Source organism: Nesterenkonia sandarakina, assembly GCF_014138825.1.
Classification (GTDB): Bacteria; Actinomycetota; Actinomycetes; order Actinomycetales; family Micrococcaceae; genus Nesterenkonia; species Nesterenkonia sandarakina.
In genome coordinates this window covers 266,067-285,327 of record NZ_JACJIH010000001.1, presented here as the reverse complement: position 1 = coordinate 285,327, position 19,261 = coordinate 266,067, and the positions used below count along the sequence as shown (strand labels likewise).

The window sequence follows — 19,261 nt, the reverse complement described above, 5'->3', positions numbered from 1 at the left end:
TCCCGGGTCAGGTGGGTGGAAACAATCCCGGTCAGTTTATGCGGGTCACTGGTAGGAGACGAACCACAGTGTGGGGTCCAGGGCGAAGGTCTGCGCCGAGGTGAAGGTCGGGGAGTCCTCGTCGTAGAAGTTCTTCCAGCCCAGCCAGATGTCCTCGCTGAGGTCCCGCTGCAGGCTCTCGTAGGTCTCAGTCTTCATCGAAGGTGTTCCGTGGCCGTCGGCGTGGAGCAGGATGGCCAGCTCCTCATGGGAGGTGTCGATGTCCTCGCGGTCGGTGATCATGGCGTGCTTGAACTGGTGCAGCACCAGCAGCTTCTGTGGCAGCTCATGCTCTTCGGTGAGTCCGGCCAACCAGTCGGAGACCTGGTTGATCTCCTCGGCGGTCACCGAACCGATCTGTTCCATGTGCCGCTGACCCTCACTGAGCCGCCACTCCGGATCCAGCGCCAGCCCGACGTGGGGCTGGGCCAGGAGTTCCTCGTAGTCCTGCGCCTGGTCCAGGAAGCTGGCGTGGCCAGGCTGTAGATCGAGCACTACGTAGATCTCTTCCTCGGCCGCCAACTCCACCCAGGGCTCGATGACCTCAGGGTCCAGTGCGTTGGTGTAGTTCCCGTCCACCCCGGGCTCGGAGATCGCGATGGAGGTGATGATCTCGAAGGCCGGCTGAACCGGTTCCTCGGAGTGCTCCTGGTACTGCTCGGCGTAGAACTTCACCCGCTCCGCAGCATCCTCAGGGGTGCCCTCCCCCATGACCCCCAGCGCCGGAATGCCGGGAGCGCCATAGGCGGCGACGAAGCGCCGGTCCGGGAAGAGCGTGTCGCCTCCGCCCGGCAGCTCGACCGGCTCGGCTTCGGGTTCATCCCCGTCAGCTGAACCTTCGGGATCCTCTGCACCTTCGGGACCCTCTGAACCTTCGGGGTCCTCGCCCTGCGCAGCGGAATCCGCGGCGTCGTCGTTCGAGTCACTCTCGGCCTCGGCCTCGGCCTCGTTCCCGTCACTCCCCGCGCCGGCCTCGGCCTCCGGGGCGGCGCTGGGCTGCTCGGCGGTGGCATCCTCGGAGGCCGCGCTGGAACCGCAGGCGGGCAGGGTCACGGCGAGGAACATGGCGCTGAGCAGGAGCCCCGGGCGCAGGGTCTGGGAGGTCGGGGCGGAGAGGTCCATGAGTTTCACGCTACCGGTGCACGACGTGCGCCCAGGAATCGAGTGCGAATCCGGACCCCCGCACAGGTAGCCCCAGGGCCGCTCAGGTTCATCGCAGGACCCACGTTCATCGCCCCCCGTTCGTCGCATCGCTATGCCATGTCCCATGGCTTTGGGCCGAAATACCGATGGGACATGGCATAGACATGCGACAGATGCCGCGGGGAGGCTCCCATGGGTCGGGCCGGGCCGGGCCGCCCCGGCCCGGCCCTCTCAGGGACCGGTCAGTGCTCGCGCAGCCAGACCGTGGTCTCCCCCGGCAGCACCTCGGAGCGCAGCGGCTGCGAGCTGACCAGGACCTCCCCCGCCGGCAGCGGAACGGCCTGCTCCCCGAAGTTGGTCACGCAGATCCACCCTCCGGGACGGCGGAAGGCCAACACCTCGGTGGAGGAACCCTCGGCTCCGGGCAGCTCGATCCACTCCAGGGTGTCCTCGCCCTGCAGCTCGCGGCGCAGCTGCAGCGCACGCCGGTACATGTTCAGGGTCGAATCCTCGGCCGTGTCCTGGGCCTGCACGCTGTGCCCGGAGAACCAGTCCGGCTGCGGCAGATGGGCGTGCTCCGGGCCGAACCCGAAGCTCGCACCCTCGCTGGACCAGGGCAGCGGGACCCGGCAGCCGTCGCGGCCGACGCTGGACCCCGGGCTGCGGAAGAACGTTGGATCCTGACGGTCGGCGTCGGGGATCTCCGCGACCTCATGCAGGCCCAGCTCCTCCCCCTGGTAGAGGTAGGCGCTGCCGGGCAGGGCGAGCTCGAACAGCGAGGCGGCACGGGCTCGGCGCAGACCGGTCTCGGCCTGCAGCTCCGGGGAAGCGCCCCCGTTGAGCAGCCAGTTGGTGCCAGCCTTCTCCTCACCGTCGGCCTTGGGCGGGAGCCCATAGCGGGTGGCGTGGCGCACCACATCGTGGTTCGAGAGCACCCAGGTGCTGGAGGATCCGGACTTCGCGGCCAGCTCCAGGTTGAACGCCACCGTCTCGCGGAACGCCTCGGCCTCGAAGCTCGCCTCGAGCAGGTCGAAGTTGAACGCCTGGCCCAGGCCCTCGGCGGAGGCGTACTTCGGACGCCGCGCTGAATCCACCCACGCCTCGGCCACCCCGATCTTAGGCGGGTTGTACTCGTTGAAGACCTCGCGCCATTCCCGGTAGATCTCGTGGACCTCATCGCGGTCCCAGATCGGGTGGGCCCCGTCCTTGGGCGTGGCGTCGAGCTCGGCCTGACTCGGCAGGTTCGCCGGCAGATCTTTGGAGAGACCGTGCGCGACGTCGACCCGGAACCCGTCCACGCCGCGGTCGGACCAGAACCGCAGGGTGCGCAGGAAGTCCTCATGGACTTCTCGGTTGCGCCAGTTCAGATCGGGCTGTTCCTTGGCGAAGCTGTGCAGGAACCACTGCCCCGGTGTGCCGTCGGGTTCGGTGATCCGGGTCCAGGCGGGTCCGCCGAAGATCGAGGTCCAGTCCGAGGGCGGCTGCTCGCCCGTCTCCCCCAGCCCGTCGCGGAAGATGTAGCGATCCCGGGCTGGGGAGCCCTTGGGCGCCTGCAGCGCCTCGAGGAACCATTCGTGCCGGTCGGAGGTGTGATTGGGCACGATGTCCACGATCAGCCGGATCCCGGCGCTGTGCAGGCCTGAGATCATGACGTCGAAGTCGTCCAGCGTGCCGATCTTGAGGTCGACGTCGCGGTAGTCGTCCACGTCGTAGCCGCCGTCGGCCAGGGCGGAGGGGTAGAAGGGGCTGAGCCAGACGGCGTCGACCCCGAGGTCCTGCAGATACCCCACCCGCGAGGTGATGCCGCGCAGGTCGCCGATGCCGTTGCCGTCGGCGTCGGCGAAGGAGCGCGGGTAGATCTGGTAGACCGCTGCCTGGCGCCACCACTGGGGGTCGGTGCCCTCTGCGGTGGTCGTTCTCGGTGCTGCTGCGGTGGAGGTGAATGACAAGGGACTCTCGTCCTTTCGCTGTTGCGGGTGGGTCTCGGGTTCGTGCGTCTCGGAACCTGCTTCCAGGTCCGAGGGGATCATTTGACGGCGCCCTGGGTGAGTCCGGAGAGCACCCAGCGCTGGGAGATCACGTAGGCGATGATCGCCGGGGCCATCGCCATCAGGTAGGAGGCGAAGGAGACGTGGTAGTTGTTGCTGAACTGGGTCTGGAAGATCTCCTGGATCACCGGCAGCGTCTGCAGCGTGGGGTCCGCGATGATCAGTGAAGGCATCATGAAGTCGTTCCAGGATTTCAGGAAGGCGAAGATCCCGACGGTGGCGCTCATCGGTGCCATCAGCGGGAAGACGATCCGCCAGAAGGCCCCTGCGGTGGAGGCGCCGTCCATTCGGGCGGATTCCTCCAGCTCCGCGGGCAGCGAGCGCAGGAACGCGGTGAAGAGCAGCGTGCTGAACGAGATCTGGAACATGATGTGCAGCAGCGCCACTCCCAGCGGGTTCGCGAGTTCCACCATGCCGGTGAGCTTGACCTGGGAGAGCGCGAGCACCGGGAAGGGCAGGAACATCGCGGCCAGCAGGTAGTAGAAGGCCCAGCGGTAGGCCTTCTTCTCCCAGTTCCGGGAGATCGCGTAGGAGGCCATCGCGCTGAGCAGGATGGTGCCGATCACTGTCGCCAGGGTGATCAGGATCGAGATCGTGAAGGCGCGGGGGAAGTCGGTCAGCGCCCAGGCGGTGGAGAAGCCCTCCACGCTGAACGGGGCCGGCAGGGCGAAGGCCTCGCCTTCCACGGCCTGCTCCCCGGTCTTGAACGCCATCGAGATGGTCACGTAGAAGGGCAGGATCACGGTGAGTGCGCCGAGCATCAGCAGCACCGTGGTGCCCCAGCGGTGCCGGTCGGAGCGGCGCGAGGTCGGCAGCGCGGCGCGCCTAGAGTCCTCCGAGGAGCGGCGCGGGGTGGTGCTGGCGGCGCCGCCGGGGATGGTGGTGGTGGGCAGGGTCATCAGATCCTCGCGTTTCCTCGGGTCAGGCGCAGCTGGATGAGTGCGATGGCCAGCGTGATCAGGAAGAAGATCGTGGAGTTCGCCATCTGGTAGGCATAGTCGCCGTTGTCGAAGCCGGAGAAGATCGTCATCGCCACCGAGCGGGTGGAGGTGCCGGGTCCGCCGTCGGTCAGGCCCACGATGATCTCGTAGGTGCCCAGGAAGTCCTTGAACCCGATGATCACGTTGATCAGCACGAAACCGGAGATCAGCGGCAGGGTGATGCTGCGCAGCTGCTTCCAGGCGGAGGCGCCGTCGATGGCGGAGGCCTCGTAGACGTCCCGCGGCACGGTCATGAGCCCGGCGATGTAGATCAGCATGGCCTGCGGGACCGCCTGCCAGGCGGTCACCAGCACGATCGAGATCCAGGCCAGATCCGGATCCGCGAGGATCGACTCCTCCAGCACCCCGAGCTGCAGCGCCTGGGCGGCGGCGGGGACCGTGTTGGCGAAGATGAACTGGAAGACGAAGGCGATGATGATCCCGGAGACCACCATCGGCATCACGAAGATCGTGCGCAGCGCGGTCTTCGCCCGGATCTTCGAGGTGAGCCCGATGGCCAGGGTCAGGGCGACCACGTTGACCAGGATCACCGTGCACAGCGCCACTCCGATGGTGAACCCATAGGAGGAGAGGATCGCCGGATCGCTGAACATCACCAGGTAGTTGTTCAGTCCCACGAAGTTGAACTCCCCGAAGCCCACCGAGTCGGTGAAGCTGTAGAAGATCCCCATCACGGCGGGCATGGTGATGCTCAGCGTGAACAGCACCAGGGTGGGCAGCAGGAACCAGAGATAGACGCGATCCGCGCGGGGCTTACGTCGAGGGGCGGGTCGAGACCGGGTGGTGGCCCCGGTGGGGGTGTCCGCGGTCCGCGATGAGGTGGTGGCAGTGGTCATGTCAGGCCTCGGTCTCTGAGCGTCGAGCCAGTCGGGCCCAGTCCTCGTCCAGCGTCCGCAGCGTGGCTTCCAGACTCTGACCGGTGACTATTCCCTGGGCGTAGTTCTCGAACGGGATGGTGCGCGGGATGGCCTGGGACACCCCCTGGTAGAAGGCGGCGCGGTCCACGAAGCCCTGCAGGTCCTTCAGCCGCTGGTCGGTCACCGCGGGGGCGTCCTCGCGGACCCCGAAGGCGAGGTTGTCCTGGTTGTAGGCATCGGCGATCTCGGGGGTGATCAGGTAGCGCAGCAGCTCCCGCGCAGGTTCCTGGGCGTTGGAGGCCTCAGGCACCCAGAGCGCGAGGTCCAGGTTGACCCGGACCTTCAGGTCCTCGGGGTCCTCGGTCATCGGCAGCGGGAAGATCCCGATCTGCGCATCGGGGTTGATGGTGGCGATCTCCCCCAGCGCCCAGGGGCCCTGGAGGTACATCGCGGCCTCGCCTCGGGCGAAGGCGACGTTGCCGTCACCGTAGCCCCGGCTCGCGGCGCCGGGCTGGGAGAACGCCGCGATCTCGAGCATCTGCTCCAGGGGCTCACGCAGGGTGCGCGAGAAGGAGACCGGCGCATCGGGGCCGGCGTCGGCGCCCTGAGCGCGCAGCGCCTCGAAGAACTCGGCGACGTCGAGCCTGCCGCCCACGCTGTAGTCCACCAGGCCCTGCGACACGGTCCAGGGATCCGCGTAGGTCGAATAGATCGGGGTGACCCCGGCGTCTTGAAGCGCGCCGCAGACCTCGAGGAACTCCGAGTAGGTGGTGGGGACCTGCAGGTCGTGCTCGGCGAAGATCTCCTGGTTGTAGAGCACCGCGGCCGCCATCATCGAGTACGGGATCACACTGGTGCGCCCGGGATAGGTCGGGTACTGGTCGATCAGGTCCTGGATGCTCGGAGCGATCCGCGCCTCCTCGGCGAGGTCCGCGAGGTCGGAGAAGGCGCCGCGCTCCTGGAAACGGACGATCTCGTAGTTGTAGTTCAGGCAGCCCAGATCCGGCGGGTTGCCGCGCGCGAATCCAGCGGAGAGCCCGGAGGAGGTGTCGTGGACCGCGCGCACCCCCGAGGTCCGCTGGTTGAAGTCCCGCACCAGGTCACCGAAGTAGGGGATGGCCTCGGGCTTGGACTGGTGGAAGGAGACCTCCTGCCCGCCGCGGCCGGTGGCGCAGCCGCTGAGTCCTGCCGCGAGCGCCACTCCGGCCAGTCCGCCGAGGAACGCCCGTCGTGAGGGTGTAGGTGAAACGTGACCCACCGGATCCCCCCTTCTGTGATCTGGAACACTAAAAGTTGATGTCCCGCTTAAATATAGAGGCTTAATATAAGCAATGCAATAATGTGGACAAGATTCCTCAGCCGCTGATCGGAGGCCGACCCGCCGTGACCCCGTCGTCTCCGCCTGCCTCCACCGGCTCCTCCCAGCTGATCCGGCAGCTCAATGCGCAGCGTGTGCTGCAGTGCATGTGGGGCCGGGAACCCAGCACCGCCACGGAACTGATGCATGCCACCGGGCTCACCCGCGCCACGATCCTCACGCTGTGCCGCGATCTCACCGAACAGGGCTGGCTGAAGGTCTCCGAGAACTCCCGGCAGGCCGGTCAGTACACCAAGGGCCGACCGGCGCTGCGCTACGCCTTTCGGGAGGACGCCTGCCATGTCATCGGCGTGGACGCCGGTCTGCATCAGGTCACGGCGGCGGTGGCGAACCTGCGCGGCGTCGAGGTCGGCCGTGCCACCCGGCCCTCGAATCCGCAGGGCTCCGACGCTCCCCTGCAGCCCCCAGCAGAACGACGACGCACGATTCTGGACACGATCGACGCCGCCCTGGCCGAAGCCGGGCTCACCCACGGCGACGTCGCCTCCCTGGTGATCGCCGTGCCCGCTCCGGTGGACGCGGCAGGACATTCCCCCCAGGGACTGAATCCCTTCTGGGGCCTGATGAACCCGGACCTGATCTCGCTCGGGTCCGAACACGGCTGGGACTGCGCGGTGGACAACGACGCCAACCTCGCGGCCCTGGCGGAGTTGGACCTGCAGCAGACCACCGAGCGGGACTCCTTCGCCGTGATCCTCTCCGGGGAACGCCTGGGAGCCGGGATCGTCCTGGAGGGACGCCTGCTGCACCAGCGGCGCGGCGGCATCGGGGAACTGGGCATGCTGGACCTGGTCGACGGCGTGGGGTCCTCCAACGGCATGGGCTGGTGGGCCCGGCACCTGGCCCGCGAGGCGCTGCGCCAGACCCCGGAACATCCGGGCCCGCTGGGTGCCAGGCCCATCGAGGAGGTGACCTCCGAGCATGTCTTCGCGGCCGCGGCCCAGGGAGACCCGCTCGCCGAAGAGATCATGGACCAGCTCGCGGATCGACTCGCGCGGATCTGCGTGGTGCTCGCCGGGCTGCTCGACCTGGACCGCATCCTGGTCTCCGGAGCCATCGCCCCGGCGCTGCGCGGTGTCGCGGCGCGCGCGAAGCAGAAGCTGGCGCAGTACCTCTACGCGCCCTGGCTGGAGATCGATGCCTCCACGCTCGGGGCGCAGGCCGTCCGGCGTGGAGCGGTCCGCCTCGCCATAGACCGGATCAAGGATCAGGCGCTGCACCGCAGCGCGGAGGACTGAGCCGGAATGTTCCGCTCAGGACGGTCAACCCGGCTAGATTATCTGGCATGGAAACATCAGGTCGCGGCGCCACCTCCCACGGGGACTCACCGCCTGTCAGCGCCGCAGACCGGCGTCGGGTGATCCACGACGCCACCCTGTTGATCCTTCTCCCCGCCGCGCTCGCCGTGGTCCTGGGACTCACGCTCGCACCCGGCCCGGGGATCGCACTGGCGCTGATCCCCGCCGCGCTGCTGGCCCCGGTCCTCGCGGCGGTCTCGGTGCTGCGCCGTCGCCCCCTGGTGGTGAGCACCGCTGACCGGGTGACCCTGCTGCGCGTGGGGCTGATCGGGGTGCTCACCGCGGCAGGGGTGCTGATCCTTGTCGAGGCGATCCCGGCGCGCAGCTGGACGCTCGCGGCGCTCGCCGGGGTGGCGCTGCTGCTGGACGCGGTGGACGGCTGGGTGGCTCGGCACACCAAGAGCTCCAGCGCCTCCGGCGCCCGGCTGGATATGGAGTCCGACGCCGCCGCGCTGCTCGTGGTCTCCTGCATCGCAGCAGTCACGGTGGGCTGGTGGGTCGTGGCGATCGGTGCCACGCGCTATCTCTTCGTGGCAGCCGCCAGATTCCGGCCGGCCCTGCGCGGGGACCTGGCCTACAGCCTGTTCCGGCGGACCGTGGCAGCCATCCAAGCCTCGGTGCTCTGGGTCGCGCTGCTGCCCTTCACGCCGGTGCTCTTCGCCACCGCCGTCACCGCGATCGCGCTGGCGCTGCTGGTGATCTCCTTCACCCGGGACGCCATCCGGCTGGAGCGGCAGGGCACCGAGGAGCCGGTGCGCTGATGGCCCGCCATGCCTTCCTCGTGCCCGCGGACCTCCCCGGACCCAGCGGCGGACTGACCTATAACCGGCGCGTGCTGGCCCAGTGGCGCGCTGCCGGACTCGACGTCGAGGAGATTGCAGTGTCGGGCCGGTGGCCTGAGGCCTCCCCTGCGGACCGAGAGACGCTGACCCGGCTGGCCTCAGCCCACCGGCGGGTGCTCATCGATGGAATCATCGCCTCCGCCGCTCCGGACGAGCTGGCGCAGGCGGCCGCCTCGGGCACCGAGATCTCGGTGCTGGTACATCTGCCGCTGCCGGCGGAATCCGGCCTGAGTTTCGAGGATGCGCAGCGGCTCACCGCCAGCGAGCGCGCCACGGTCGGCGCCGGATACACCGTGGTCTGCACCAGCGCCTGGGCTCAGGCAGATCTGCAGGCGCGCTACGGCCTGGACGCCGTGGCCGTGGCGGAGCCCGGCGTGGACCCGGCCCCCCTGGCCAGCGGCAGCACCCCGGCGCGGCTGCTCTTCCTCGGTGCCGTGACGCCGCGGAAGAACCCGTTGAGCCTGCTCCAGGCCCTGCAGCGGCTCACCGCGCTGCCCTGGACCCTGGTCATCGCCGGTCCGCAGGCGCAGGATCCTGACTATGCGGCAGAAGTCCGCGCCGCAGCCCAGGCACTGCCTGCCGGGCGCGCCGTCGTCCTCGGCCCGGCGCAGGGTCGAGACCTGCAGCAGTTGTGGGAGCAGACGGACCTGCTGGTGCTTCCCTCCGTGGCCGAGACCTACGGCATGGTGGTCACCGAGGCGCTGTCCCGCGGCATCCCCGCCATGGTCGGCTCCGGCACCGGTGCCCAGGCCGCCCTCTCCGGGGACCCGGAAGGTCCGCGCGACGGGCTCTCGATCCCCGGCGCCGCAGTGGATCCCGAAGACTCCCACGCCTGGTCAGAGGTGCTCCGGGACTGGCTCAGCGATGTGTCGCTGCGGCAGACGTGGAGCACCGCGGCGCAGGCTCACCGGGCTAGACTGCGGTCATGGACGCACGCAGCGCAGGATCTCAGAACGGCGATCGAATGGTGACCCGGCCGGTGCCCGCGGACTGGCTGGGGCAGCGCCGCCGGGCGGACCACCAGGCACGCGAGAAGGCGGCCCCGCTGCTGGAGACACTGCTGGACCGACTGCATACCCTGCTCCCCGCCGCCGACTCGGACCCAGCCTCCGCATCTGTGCATGTCATCGATGTGGGGGCCGGCACCGGTTCCAACCAGGCCTGGCTCGCGCCACGCCTGGCCCTCCCGCAACACTGGACGCTGCTGGACCATGACGCAGATCTGCTCGAGGTCGCCGCCGAGGACCCCGCGGCCGCCGGCCCGATCCAGACCACCCGGGTGCTGGGCACCATCGAGGACCTTCCGGGAATGACTCAAGGCGAGGCAGTACAGCTGGTCACCTGCTCGGCGCTGCTGGATCTGCTCAGCCCCCGAGAGGCCGAGCTGCTGGCCGACTCGATCGCCGGCTCCGGAGTGGGCCATGTCGCGGCGCTGCTCAGCCTCACCGTCACCGGAGCGGTGGAGATCAGCCCCGGCCACCCCGGTGACTCCGTCATCACCCAGGCCTTCGACGCCCACCAGCGGCGCGACGGCCTGCTTGGGCCCGACGCGGCCGGCACCGTGGCGCAGCTGCTGCGCGAGCGCGGCGCAGAGGTCACCCTGATCAGCACCGACTGGACGCTGGATACCGGCGACGCCGCCTTGATCCGGCGCTATCTCAGCGACCGCGCCGATGTGGCCGTGGAGCATCACCCCTCGCTCGCCGGCACCGCCCAGCAGTGGCTCGCTGCCCGCGAGGAGCAGCTGGACCGTGGCGAGCTGGAAGTCACCGTGGGCCACCTCGACCTGCTGAGCCTGCCAGGCACCTCCACCCGGTGACCCGATGAGCCTCGACCAGCGTTCCGCAACCTCCCGCCGGGGACACACACTGCTCTTCGCGCTCCTGCAGGTCGCGATCACGGTGGCCATCTTCAGCTTCCTCGCCTCGCAATGGGGCATGACCCCCTTCATGGACGCGTTCCGGCTGCTCCCGCTGTGGATCTTCCCCGCCGCCGCGCTGCTGGGCGGGGTCGGCGTGCTGACCCAGGCGCTGCGCTGGCGCGTGATCGCCCGGCACCACCAGATCAGCATCGGGGTCGGACCTGCGGTGGCGCGCTGCTGGCAGGCGGCGTTCCTCAACGGGGTGCTGCCCGGAGGTCTGGCCGGTGACGCGCTGCGGGCCGCCGATGACAGCAGCGACGCGGCGGTCGACGCCGGTGGCAGCGCGCTGCGCCGAGCCTTCGCGGCCATGGCTGCCGAGCGCCTGATGGGCACCGCGGTGGCGTTCACCGCCGCCGGTCTGACCCTGCTGGTGCTGGCGCCGCTGCCCGGAATCGCTGCCCTGGGGGTCGCGACCGTCGCGGTCCTGGTGGCCTGGCGCTGGCTGAAGCCGCTCTCCGGTGCTGACATCCTCCAGGTGGTGCTGCTCTCCGCCACCGGCTGGGCAGCCTTCGCCTCGCTCTTCGGCCTCACGATCCTCGCGGTGACCCCCACCGTCTCGCTGGCCTGGGCCCCGGGACTGGCCGCCGTGGCGATCGCCGGCATGTCGGTCCCGCTGGGCTTCGGAGGCTGGGGACCCCGCGAGGCCGCCGCCGCGTGGGCATTCTCCCTGGCTGGGTTCGCCCCGCATCTCGGCGTCACCGCGTCCATCAGCTATGGGCTGCTGGCACTGGCCTCCACCCTGCCCGGGGCGGTGATCCTGGCGCTGCGGCTGCTTCCCCGGCTGGAACGGGCGCGGCGGGTCAACCAGGCGCGGCATGCAGAGCATCGTGACCCCATCGAACCTGCGTTCTGACAGGTTACTCACAGAAACCTCCGGTAGAACACAGATTCGACAGTTCAACCTGGACGCTTGCAGGCCCATAGAATAGGTGTTCTAATAGCATTTGCGCGATGGGAAGCGCGATGCGCGCAGAAGCCCTCCTCACTGCTTCTGCGCGCATCTCCCCCACAGGCGATCCCGTCCCGGACGGTGGATCGCGTTGCTCAGAAGCCCGCCTCGCGGCCGCGCTTCAGGACTTCGAGTCCTTCAGGAGCTGTTCCACGATCGGGCGATCCGCCGGAATCCAGGGGTAGTCCAGCAGCTGCGGCGTGAGCGGCGCCCAGTCCACGCGGTCATGGTCCTGGAGCGGGAACGGCTCGCCGTCGAGGATCTCCCCGCGGAAGAGTCGCATCGCCGTGGTCTCCTTCAACCACCAGCCCGCCTCGGACGCGTAACTCTTGCTCCCCTGCCCGGTGACCTCGGCATACAGGGCGACGTCGACGCCGAGCTCCTCGCGCAGCTCGCGGTGCAGCCCCTGGTGCAGGGTCTCCCCAGCCTCGAGCTTCCCACCGGGGAACTCCCACATCCCGGCGACCGATGCCGGGGAGGTTCTGCGGGCGATGAACAGCTCGACCTCGTGGCCCGGACGCCTGCGCAGCAGCGCCGCCGCGACCACGGTCTTGGTGGCCTGGCGGGCGGCTCCGGGGGCCTGGCTGCGGGTCTGGTCGAACTCCGTGGCGGTCTGGCTCTCCATGGCGCCCAAGCTTAGGCGGAGGTCTCCACCACAGTCTTCAGGCGCGCGACGGATCGCGCCAACATCGCGGAGCTGGTGGACTTCGCACGGGCCAGTCGCTGCTCGTCGCGGAGCTGGGACCAGTCATAGGTGTGGGTGACCTCGGTGCCGCCCTCGGCGGTGGCCGCCAGGGACCAGCGCCACAGGTGACCGGCCGGTGCCTCACCGATGGTGGAGGGCTTCCAGGCGATCAGCTCGCCCTCGTGGAACTCCACCACGTGGTTCTCCCGGACGTGGCCGTTGGTGAGCTTCATCCGGAACACATCTCCGACCCCGTGCACCCGCTGGCCGGGCTCGGCCTGGGCGAGGTTCTCATTGCCATCGAACTCGACCTGCAGGGCGGGATCGGCGAGGAACTCGAAGACCACCTGGGGCGCCGCTCGGATGACCTCGCGTGCGCAGACCACGCGTCCGCAGAACTCTGGATCATAGGAGAGATCCTCCGCGCCGTTCTCACCGTACTGGGCCGCGTGTGCAGGTGTTACAGGGTCCATGGGACTGTCCTCGATTCGCCGTTGACATCGTAGGTGCTCAGCCTACGCCCCCGACGGCACGCGCCCTCCAGAGATGACCTGAGCAGGATGGCCCAGCGCCGCCGTGACAGTGCTCACTTCCCGCGCATCCGGGCACGGAAGAGGTGCCGAGCGACTATAGGCTGACGCTCATGTCCGGATCCCAGAACGTTCCTCCCTGGCCAGAGGACACCACCATCCCGCATTCCCCGGCCGAGGATGTCTTCGGCGTGCTGATCGGCACCTTCCTCGCCTCGCTGGGGCTCTATGTGCTCCAGCAGTCCGAGGCAGTGACCGGCGGCACCGCAGGGCTGGCGCTGCTGCTGACCTACGCCACGCCGCTGAACTTCTCCTGGCTGTTCCTGCTGGTGAACGTGCCCTTCTTCGCGCTGGCGATCTGGAAGAAGGGCTGGAGCTTCACGCTCAAGACCATCGCCGCGGTGGCGATCGTCTCGGGCTACGCGCTGCTTCATTCACCGGTGCTCGCCCTGGGTGAGCTCAACCCGCTCTACGGGGTGCCGGCAGGCAACATCTTGATCGGCATGGGGCTGCTGGCGATCTTCCGCCATGGGGCCAGCCTGGGCGGGTTCAACATCGTGGCACTGGTGGCGCAGGAACGTCTGGGACTGCGCGCCGGGTATGTGCAGATGAGCCTGGACGTGGTGGTGATCCTGTTGGCGCTCACCGTCGTGGAACCGGTGAACGTGCTCTACTCGGCGCTGGGCGCGGTGCTGCTGAACCTGGTGCTGGCGCTGAACCATCGGCCCGGACGCTACCGCGCCTGAGTCGCCGCTGCGGCTGCCCTGGTCTCAGGGCAGCCGGTGTCCTGCGGCGCGCAGGAGTTCGTACCATTCCCGGCGCGAGAGCCTGACCTGGGACCCGGCGGCCGCCTCTTCCACCCGGCTGCCCTGGGTGGTGCCCAGCACCACCTGGAGCTCGGCAGGGTGCCGGGTGAGCCAGGCGGTGGCGATCCCGACCGGGGTCACCTCATGCTCCCGGGCCAGCCGGGTCAGCACCGTGTTGAGCTCGGGGTAGTCCGGGTTGTCCAGGAACACCCCGGTCGGCGACTGATACGGGGACCAGGCCTGCAGCGTGATCCCGTGCCGGCGACAGTATTCCACGATGTCGCCTCCCCCAGGAGTCACCGGGCCGGCCTGGCCCAGAGTGTTGGCCTGGGCACCTTCGGTGAGGATCGGGGCGTGCACCAGGGAGAGCTGCATCTGGTTGACCACCAGCGGCTGGGTCACCGCGGTGCGCAGCAGCTCGATCTGCCCCACCGTGTGATTGGAGACCCCGAAGTGGCGGACCTTCCCGGCGGCCTGGAGCTCGTCGAAGGCCCAGGCGACCTCGGCTGGCTCGACCAGCGGATCGGGCCGGTGCAGCAGCAGAAGGTCCAGGTAGTCGGTCTGCAGCGACCGCAGCGACTCCTCCACCTCGGTGATGATGTGCTCATAGGAGAAGTCGTAGAAGGGACCGTCCGTGACGATGCCGACCTTGGACTGGATCAGCACCCCCTCACGTTCGGTGCTGGAGAGCTTGACCGCCTCGGCGAAGCGCCGTTCGCACTGGTGCGGGGTGGCACCGTAGATGTCGGCGTGGTCGAGGAAGTCCACCCCGGCGGCACGGGCGAGGTCGTAGAGCTCGCGGATCTGCTGGTCGGTCTTGTCCTTGATCCGCATCATCCCCAGCACCAGCTGGGAGGCGGAGAGCCCGGCGGCGGGCAGCTCGATTCTCCTCATCCCAGCAGACTACTGCGCCGCGGGTCAGGACCCGAACGCCTCCGCGCACAGCTCGGCCCCTGACCGAGACGCCGGTGCTCACACACCGGTGACGTCCCAGGCAGGGGCCGAGAAGCTGATCCGGCACGGCTCCGGCTGCCCCGGTGTCACGGGGGTCAGCCGGGCCTGCGTGCGATCAGGCGAAGCGCTCCCAGGCGCGGTGGGCGCCCATCAGGGTGAACAGGTCCTCGGTGAGCTTCTCCGGGGCACCCACCAGGACCCCAGGGGCCGTGGGAGAGACGCCGCTGGCGCTCAGCAGCGGGGTGCCCTCGGGGAACACCACTGCCTTGCCGTGCCGGTAGGCCTCCGCGGCCATCAGCGTCAGTCGCGGATCGACCTTCGGGTCCCCGGTGGGATCGCCCAGCTTGTGATCGCCATCGGGAGAGTCCCCGGCGGCTCCTTCAGCAGAGGCGGTGAGGAACACGATCGCGTCGAACTCGATGGACCGTGCGGTCAGGTAGGTCCGCTGGGCCGGAGTGCCGTCGGAGAGCGGCGCCCCGGTGGGGGCGACCACCAGCGGCACCATGTCCTGGGCGTCGATGGCCTTGCGAAGCTTCTGGATCGCGTCGATGTCACTGGACTCATCGACGACGACGCCGACCAGCCGGCCCTCGATCGGCCAGGTGCCGCCGATCTGGGAGAGCGTGGGGCTGAGCAGCTCGGGCTCCACCGGGGCCTGCAGCGGCTCGGGCACCGGGAGGCCGAGCCCCTCGGCGACCCCTGCTGCGAGGTCAGCGTCGATGTGGGTCAGCTGCTGCAACTGGCGCTCCTTGATCGCCGGCTCGTAGCACTTGGCCAGCTCGAAGGTGTACGCCTGGATCACATGCAGCTGCTCGGTGCGGCTGAGGCTGCGGTAGAACATGGTGACCTGGGTGTAGTGGTCATCGAAGCTCTGCGGGCTGGCCCGCACCTTCACGCTCTCGGAGACCGGCTCCGGGAAGTCGATCAGCGCACTGGGGGCCTGGGAGTCCGCCGAGGTGTCCTTGACCGGGTAGGGGTTTCCCCCGTCGAAGGAGTTCGGGTGGTACGGCGCGACGCCGGCGTGGTCCGCGGTCTGGTGGTAGCCGTCGCGCAGCATGTCATTGACCTCGGCGCGCGGCCGGTTGATCGGGATCTGCGCGAAGTTGGGTCCGCCCAGGCGGGTGATCTGGGTGTCCAGGTAGGAGAACAGCCGGCCCTGGAGCAGCGGGTCGTTGGTGACCTCGATGCCCGGGACCAGGTGTCCGGGATGGAAGGCCACCTGCTCGGTCTCCGCGAAGTAGTTCTGCGGGTTCGCATTCAGGGTCATCTTGCCCAGCAGCTGCACCTCGGCGAGCTCCTCGGGGATGATCTTGGTGGGATCCAGCAGATCGATGCCGTGGAACATCTGATCCTCGGTGTCCGGGAACACCTGGACGCCGAGCTCCCACTCCGGGTAGGCGCCGGCCTCGATGGCGTCGGCGAGGTCCCGGCGGTGGAAGTCAGGATCCACCCCGTTGGTCATCAGCGCCTCTTCCCAGGTGATCGAGTGCACGCCGAGCTTGGGCTTCCAGTGGAACTTCACCAGGGAGGATCCACCCTCGGCGTTGATCAGCCGGAAGGTATGGACCCCGAAGCCCTCCATCATGCGCAGCGAGCGCGGGATCCCGCGGTCAGACATGTTCCAGATGGTGTGGTGCTGGGCCTCGGTGTGCAGCGAGACGAAGTCCCAGAAGGTGTCGTGGGCGCTCTGGGCCTGCGGGATCTCCCGGTCCGGGTGGGGTTTTCCGGCGTGGATGACGTCGGGGAACTTGATCGCGTCCTGGATGAAGAACACCGGGATGTTGTTCCCGACGAGGTCGTAGTTGCCCTCTTCGGTGTAGAACTTCGTGGAGAAGCCTCGGGTGTCGCGGACCGTGTCCGCCGAGCCCCGGCTGCCCAGGACCGTGGAGAACCGGGTGAACACTTCGGTGGTGGTCTTCTCGGCCAGGAACTTGGCCTGGGTGAGGTGACCCGCGGTGCCGTAGGACTCGAAGACCCCGTGCGCGGCGGCGCCGCGGGCGTGGACCACCCGCTCCGGGATGCGCTCGTGATCGAAGTGCATGATCTTCTCGCGCAGGTGATGGTCCTGCAGCAGCACCGGCCCTCGGCTGCCGGCCTTCAGCGAGTGATCGGTGTCGCGGACGCGGGCGCCCTGGGCGGTGGTGAGGTATTCGCCCTGCTGCACCCGCCCGGTGTCGCTTCCGGGCACCTCGGCGCCGGTCGGGCTCACCGGGGCTGCGGCGCGCTGGTCCTGTTTCGGTGGGAGTCGCCGACGCGGCTGAACCGGCTGACCCTCGGTGGGGGGCTCGGCCTGCGGTGCGCCGGGGATGTGGATGTCATTCATCGCAACTCTTCTCTGTGGTGTTCGACCAGAGTCGGTGTCACAGAAGAACCTTGTGGTCCTCTCCCCCTGAGATGAGACCGCACGTGATCAGGTTAGTCCCGCTGGCAAGTGATCGACAGCCAGCACGGAACGCGGGCTGTCGAGCACCTGCTCTCAGCGGGTGGTATCGATGAGGATCTTGCCGTTGGAGCCTGACTGGTTGGCCTGCATCGCGGCGGCAGACTCCTCGAGCGGGAAGATCTGGTCCACGGAGACCCGCAGGGTGTCCGCTGCGACCTTCTCCAGCAGCGTCTGCAGCCGCTCCCCGTCCGGGCGGACCCAGATCCAGTGCCCGCCGTGCTCCTCCACCGAGGGATCGGCCACGGAGATGTGCCGGCCACCCTCGTTGAGCACTGCCAGCGTGTACTGGAGCACCTCGCCCACGAAGTCGGCGACCGCGGTGACACCGCCGGGAGCGGCTTCGCGGACCCGGTCGGTGAGTCCCTCTCCGTAGGTCAGCGGGGTCACGCCGAGTTCGCGCAGCTTCGCGTGGTTCTTCTCAGAGGCGGTGCCAAGCACCGTGGCACCGCGCTCCACCGCCAGCTGTGCGGCCAGATGGCCCACCCCTCCGGAGGCGGCATGGATCAGCAGTGTGTCTTCCGCGGTGAGCTCCAGGGTCTCCAGGGAGCGCAGCGCTGTCAGTCCGGCCAGGGGAAGCCCGGCCGCAGAGTCGAAATCCACACCATCGGGGATCCGGGCCACAGAGGCCGCGGGCACCGAGACGTACTCGGCGTAGGTCCCGCCGTGGACGAAGTCCTTCCGGGCATAGGAGGCCACACGGTCACCGGCAGAGAACTCCGGGACATCGGGGCCGGTGGTCTCGATGACCCCGGAGACGTCCCAGCCGGGGATCACAGGGAAGACGACGTCCATGAGCCCGTCAAGCCCGCCGGACATCAGCTTCCAGTCCACGGGGTTCACCGAGGCGCGTTCGATCTTGATCAGGACCGCTCCGGGCGCCACCTTGGGCAGCGGGAGGTCGGTCAGTTCGAGGGTCTGAGGGTCGCCGTATTCGGAATAGCTCATTGCACGCATGGTCATGGCAACCCTGCGATGAGCACCTTCTATTCCTTCCCGGTGATGATCCCCGGCGTCGCAGGGATCCCACGGCAGAAGTATCAGGTGCGCACGGACACTGCGCGTAGGATCGCCCCATGATCGAGCTCAACACAGGACATCAGATGCCGGAGATCGGTTTCGGCACCGGCGGCACCACCACCGAGGCGGTGGTGGCTGCGCTGCACGCCGGGTATCGCCTCCTGGACACCGCGCAGATGTACGGCAACGAGGCAGAGGTCGGCGAGGCGGTCAGACGCTCCGGGGTGGACCGCGCCGAGGTCTTTCTCACCACGAAGCTGAACAACGGCAACCATGATCCGCAGGCGGTCCGGGAGACCTTCGCGCAGTCCCTGCAGACGCTGGGCTTCGACGACGTGGACCTGTTCCTGATGCACTGGCCGATGCCCATGCTCGAGGTCGACTACGTGGACACCTACAAGGCGATGTTGGAGCTCACCCAGGACGGGCGGGCGCGCGCCGTCGGCGTCTCGAACTTTCAGCCCGCCCAGCTTCAGCGTCTGATCGAGGCCACCGGGCTGGCCCCGGCGGTGAACCAGATCGAGATGCACCCGTATTTCGCCAATGATCAGGCGCGCCTGTTCGCTCAGGAGCGCGGGATCGTGGTGCAGGCCTGGAGCCCGCTGGCGCGCACCGATCAGTTCGAGGATCCAGTGCTCACCGAGCTGGCCCGGCGCGTCGGGGTCACCCCGGCCCAAGTCATGCTGCGCTGGCACCTGCAGCGCGGAGTGGTCGCGATCCCGAAGACCAACTCGGCGCAGCGGGTCGCGACGAACCGAGACATCTACGGCTTCGAACTCAGCGAGCAGGACATGGCGGCCATCGCCACTCTGGATAAGGGCGAGGAGGGCCGCCGCGGCGGCCACCCGGACACCTTCACCGGGTGAACTCCTCGTTGGAGCTCCGCCCGGTGTGGGATCACATCCGGGCTGCGGTGCGGTCCCGGATGTACTCCCAGTCCACGGTGCCCGGACAGGCGGTGGGGACCACGGATTCATGCGGGACGATGGCGGTGAGCGGGTTCAGGTTGAACTGCCGGCACAGGGTCACGCAACGTTCGATCGACATGTTCAGCGTCTGCGTGGTGGGCGCCCGATTCGGGTCGGCGGAGTGCTCGATGCCGATGCTGCGCTGATTGAACGCGAAGTTTCCGGAGTGCCAGGCGGTGTTGTGCACGCTCACGTACTGGTGGATCCGGCCCTCGCCGATCCCGTAGTGCGCGCTGACCTGGGAGGCGGGGTTCAGGAAGGTGGCGTCACAGGCGGCCAGGGTCCCGACGATGTAGTGGATGACAATGCGGTCCACCGCGGTGCCACCCCGGCCGGTGCTGAAGTTCGGTGAGGTCTTCCAGATGACGTTCTGAGACACGGG

General features: G+C 68.6%; 18 protein-coding genes. 7 read left to right on the top strand and 11 right to left on the bottom strand.

The annotated features are described in order from the left end of the window. Window positions 1-45: 45 nt before the first annotated feature. From HNR24_RS01320 to HNR24_RS01300, 5 genes are all read right to left on the bottom strand, one after another. Complete coding sequence (locus tag HNR24_RS01320) at window positions 46-1,161, bottom strand: ICP22 family protein (RefSeq protein ID WP_182494776.1); 1,116 nt, start codon at window positions 1,159-1,161, stop codon at window positions 46-48. A 263-nt stretch (window positions 1,162-1,424) separates the two neighbouring features. Then, the gene (locus HNR24_RS01315; protein WP_259392385.1) at window positions 1,425-3,131 is read right to left on the bottom strand and encodes a glycoside hydrolase family 13 protein; all 1,707 of its coding nucleotides are present in this window, start codon (window positions 3,129-3,131) and stop codon (window positions 1,425-1,427) included. A 77-nt stretch (window positions 3,132-3,208) separates the two neighbouring features. Then, entirely contained in the window at window positions 3,209-4,129 is a 921-nt protein-coding gene (locus HNR24_RS01310) for a carbohydrate ABC transporter permease (RefSeq protein WP_058887179.1), read from the bottom strand. Continuing rightward, window positions 4,129-5,067, bottom strand: a complete 939-nt coding sequence (locus HNR24_RS01305) for a carbohydrate ABC transporter permease (RefSeq protein WP_182494774.1) — start codon at window positions 5,065-5,067, stop codon at window positions 4,129-4,131. Before HNR24_RS01305 ends, HNR24_RS01310 begins: the two co-directional genes overlap by 1 nt. 1 nt (window position 5,068) lies before the next feature. After that, window positions 5,069-6,346: an ABC transporter substrate-binding protein gene (locus HNR24_RS01300; RefSeq protein ID WP_182494773.1), complete on the bottom strand. Its 1,278-nt coding sequence runs from the start codon at window positions 6,344-6,346 to the stop codon at window positions 5,069-5,071. 83 nt (window positions 6,347-6,429) lie between these two features. Here HNR24_RS01300 and HNR24_RS01295 point away from each other — a divergent pair, with 83 nt between their 5' ends. The 5 genes from HNR24_RS01295 to HNR24_RS01275 are packed head-to-tail and all read left to right on the top strand — an operon-like array spanning window position 6,430 to window position 11,380. Continuing rightward, window positions 6,430-7,704 (top strand): ROK family protein, encoded by a 1,275-nt coding sequence (locus HNR24_RS01295; protein ID WP_310735360.1) that lies wholly within the window; start codon window positions 6,430-6,432, stop codon window positions 7,702-7,704. 47 nt (window positions 7,705-7,751) lie between these two features. Beyond that, window positions 7,752-8,525 (top strand): CDP-alcohol phosphatidyltransferase family protein, encoded by a 774-nt coding sequence (locus tag HNR24_RS01290; protein WP_182494772.1) that lies wholly within the window; start codon window positions 7,752-7,754, stop codon window positions 8,523-8,525. After that, on the top strand, window positions 8,525-9,577 hold the full coding sequence (locus HNR24_RS01285) for a glycosyltransferase family 4 protein (RefSeq protein ID WP_182494771.1): 1,053 nt from the start codon (window positions 8,525-8,527) through the stop codon (window positions 9,575-9,577). The genes HNR24_RS01290 and HNR24_RS01285 overlap by 1 nt, the downstream gene beginning before the upstream one ends. After that, window positions 9,532-10,425 (top strand): class I SAM-dependent methyltransferase, encoded by an 894-nt coding sequence (locus HNR24_RS01280; protein WP_083504510.1) that lies wholly within the window; start codon window positions 9,532-9,534, stop codon window positions 10,423-10,425. The genes HNR24_RS01285 and HNR24_RS01280 overlap by 46 nt, the downstream gene beginning before the upstream one ends. A 4-nt stretch (window positions 10,426-10,429) precedes the next feature. Next, window positions 10,430-11,380 carry a lysylphosphatidylglycerol synthase transmembrane domain-containing protein gene (locus HNR24_RS01275; RefSeq protein WP_182494770.1) on the top strand — a complete coding sequence of 317 codons (951 nt, stop codon included), beginning with the start codon at window positions 10,430-10,432 and terminating at the stop codon, window positions 11,378-11,380. Window positions 11,381-11,597: 217 nt separating this feature from the next. Here the strand turns inward: HNR24_RS01275 and HNR24_RS01270 are convergent, their stop codons facing one another. Beyond that, entirely contained in the window at window positions 11,598-12,101 is a 504-nt protein-coding gene (locus tag HNR24_RS01270; protein ID WP_182494769.1) for a (deoxy)nucleoside triphosphate pyrophosphohydrolase, read from the bottom strand. A gap of 11 nt (window positions 12,102-12,112) precedes the next feature. Then, window positions 12,113-12,634, bottom strand: coding sequence for an SRPBCC family protein (locus HNR24_RS01265; RefSeq protein WP_220477139.1), 522 nt, complete (start codon window positions 12,632-12,634; stop codon window positions 12,113-12,115). A gap of 170 nt (window positions 12,635-12,804) precedes the next feature. On the opposite strand from HNR24_RS01265, the gene HNR24_RS01260 reads away from it, so the two are divergent. Then, window positions 12,805-13,437: a YitT family protein gene (locus HNR24_RS01260; protein WP_058887185.1), complete on the top strand. Its 633-nt coding sequence runs from the start codon at window positions 12,805-12,807 to the stop codon at window positions 13,435-13,437. A gap of 24 nt (window positions 13,438-13,461) precedes the next feature. On the opposite strand, the gene HNR24_RS01255 is transcribed toward HNR24_RS01260, so the two are convergent. The 3 genes from HNR24_RS01255 to HNR24_RS01245 all read right to left on the bottom strand — a co-directional run bounded on the left by HNR24_RS01255 (window position 13,462) and on the right by HNR24_RS01245 (window position 17,839). Next, entirely contained in the window at window positions 13,462-14,391 is a 930-nt protein-coding gene (locus tag HNR24_RS01255) for an aldo/keto reductase (protein ID WP_058887186.1), read from the bottom strand. A gap of 175 nt (window positions 14,392-14,566) precedes the next feature. Next, window positions 14,567-16,774: a catalase gene (locus HNR24_RS01250; RefSeq protein WP_182494768.1), complete on the bottom strand. Its 2,208-nt coding sequence runs from the start codon at window positions 16,772-16,774 to the stop codon at window positions 14,567-14,569. 153 nt (window positions 16,775-16,927) lie between these two features. Further along, on the bottom strand, window positions 16,928-17,839 hold the full coding sequence (locus tag HNR24_RS01245) for an NADP-dependent oxidoreductase (protein WP_310735359.1): 912 nt from the start codon (window positions 17,837-17,839) through the stop codon (window positions 16,928-16,930). A gap of 128 nt (window positions 17,840-17,967) precedes the next feature. On the opposite strand from HNR24_RS01245, the gene HNR24_RS01240 reads away from it, so the two are divergent. Continuing rightward, entirely contained in the window at window positions 17,968-18,777 is an 810-nt protein-coding gene (locus HNR24_RS01240) for an aldo/keto reductase (protein WP_182494767.1), read from the top strand. A 31-nt stretch (window positions 18,778-18,808) separates the two neighbouring features. Here the strand turns inward: HNR24_RS01240 and HNR24_RS01235 are convergent, their stop codons facing one another. Continuing rightward, window positions 18,809-19,258, bottom strand: coding sequence for an N-acetylmuramoyl-L-alanine amidase (locus tag HNR24_RS01235; protein ID WP_058887189.1), 450 nt, complete (start codon window positions 19,256-19,258; stop codon window positions 18,809-18,811). Window positions 19,259-19,261 lie beyond the last annotated feature (3 nt).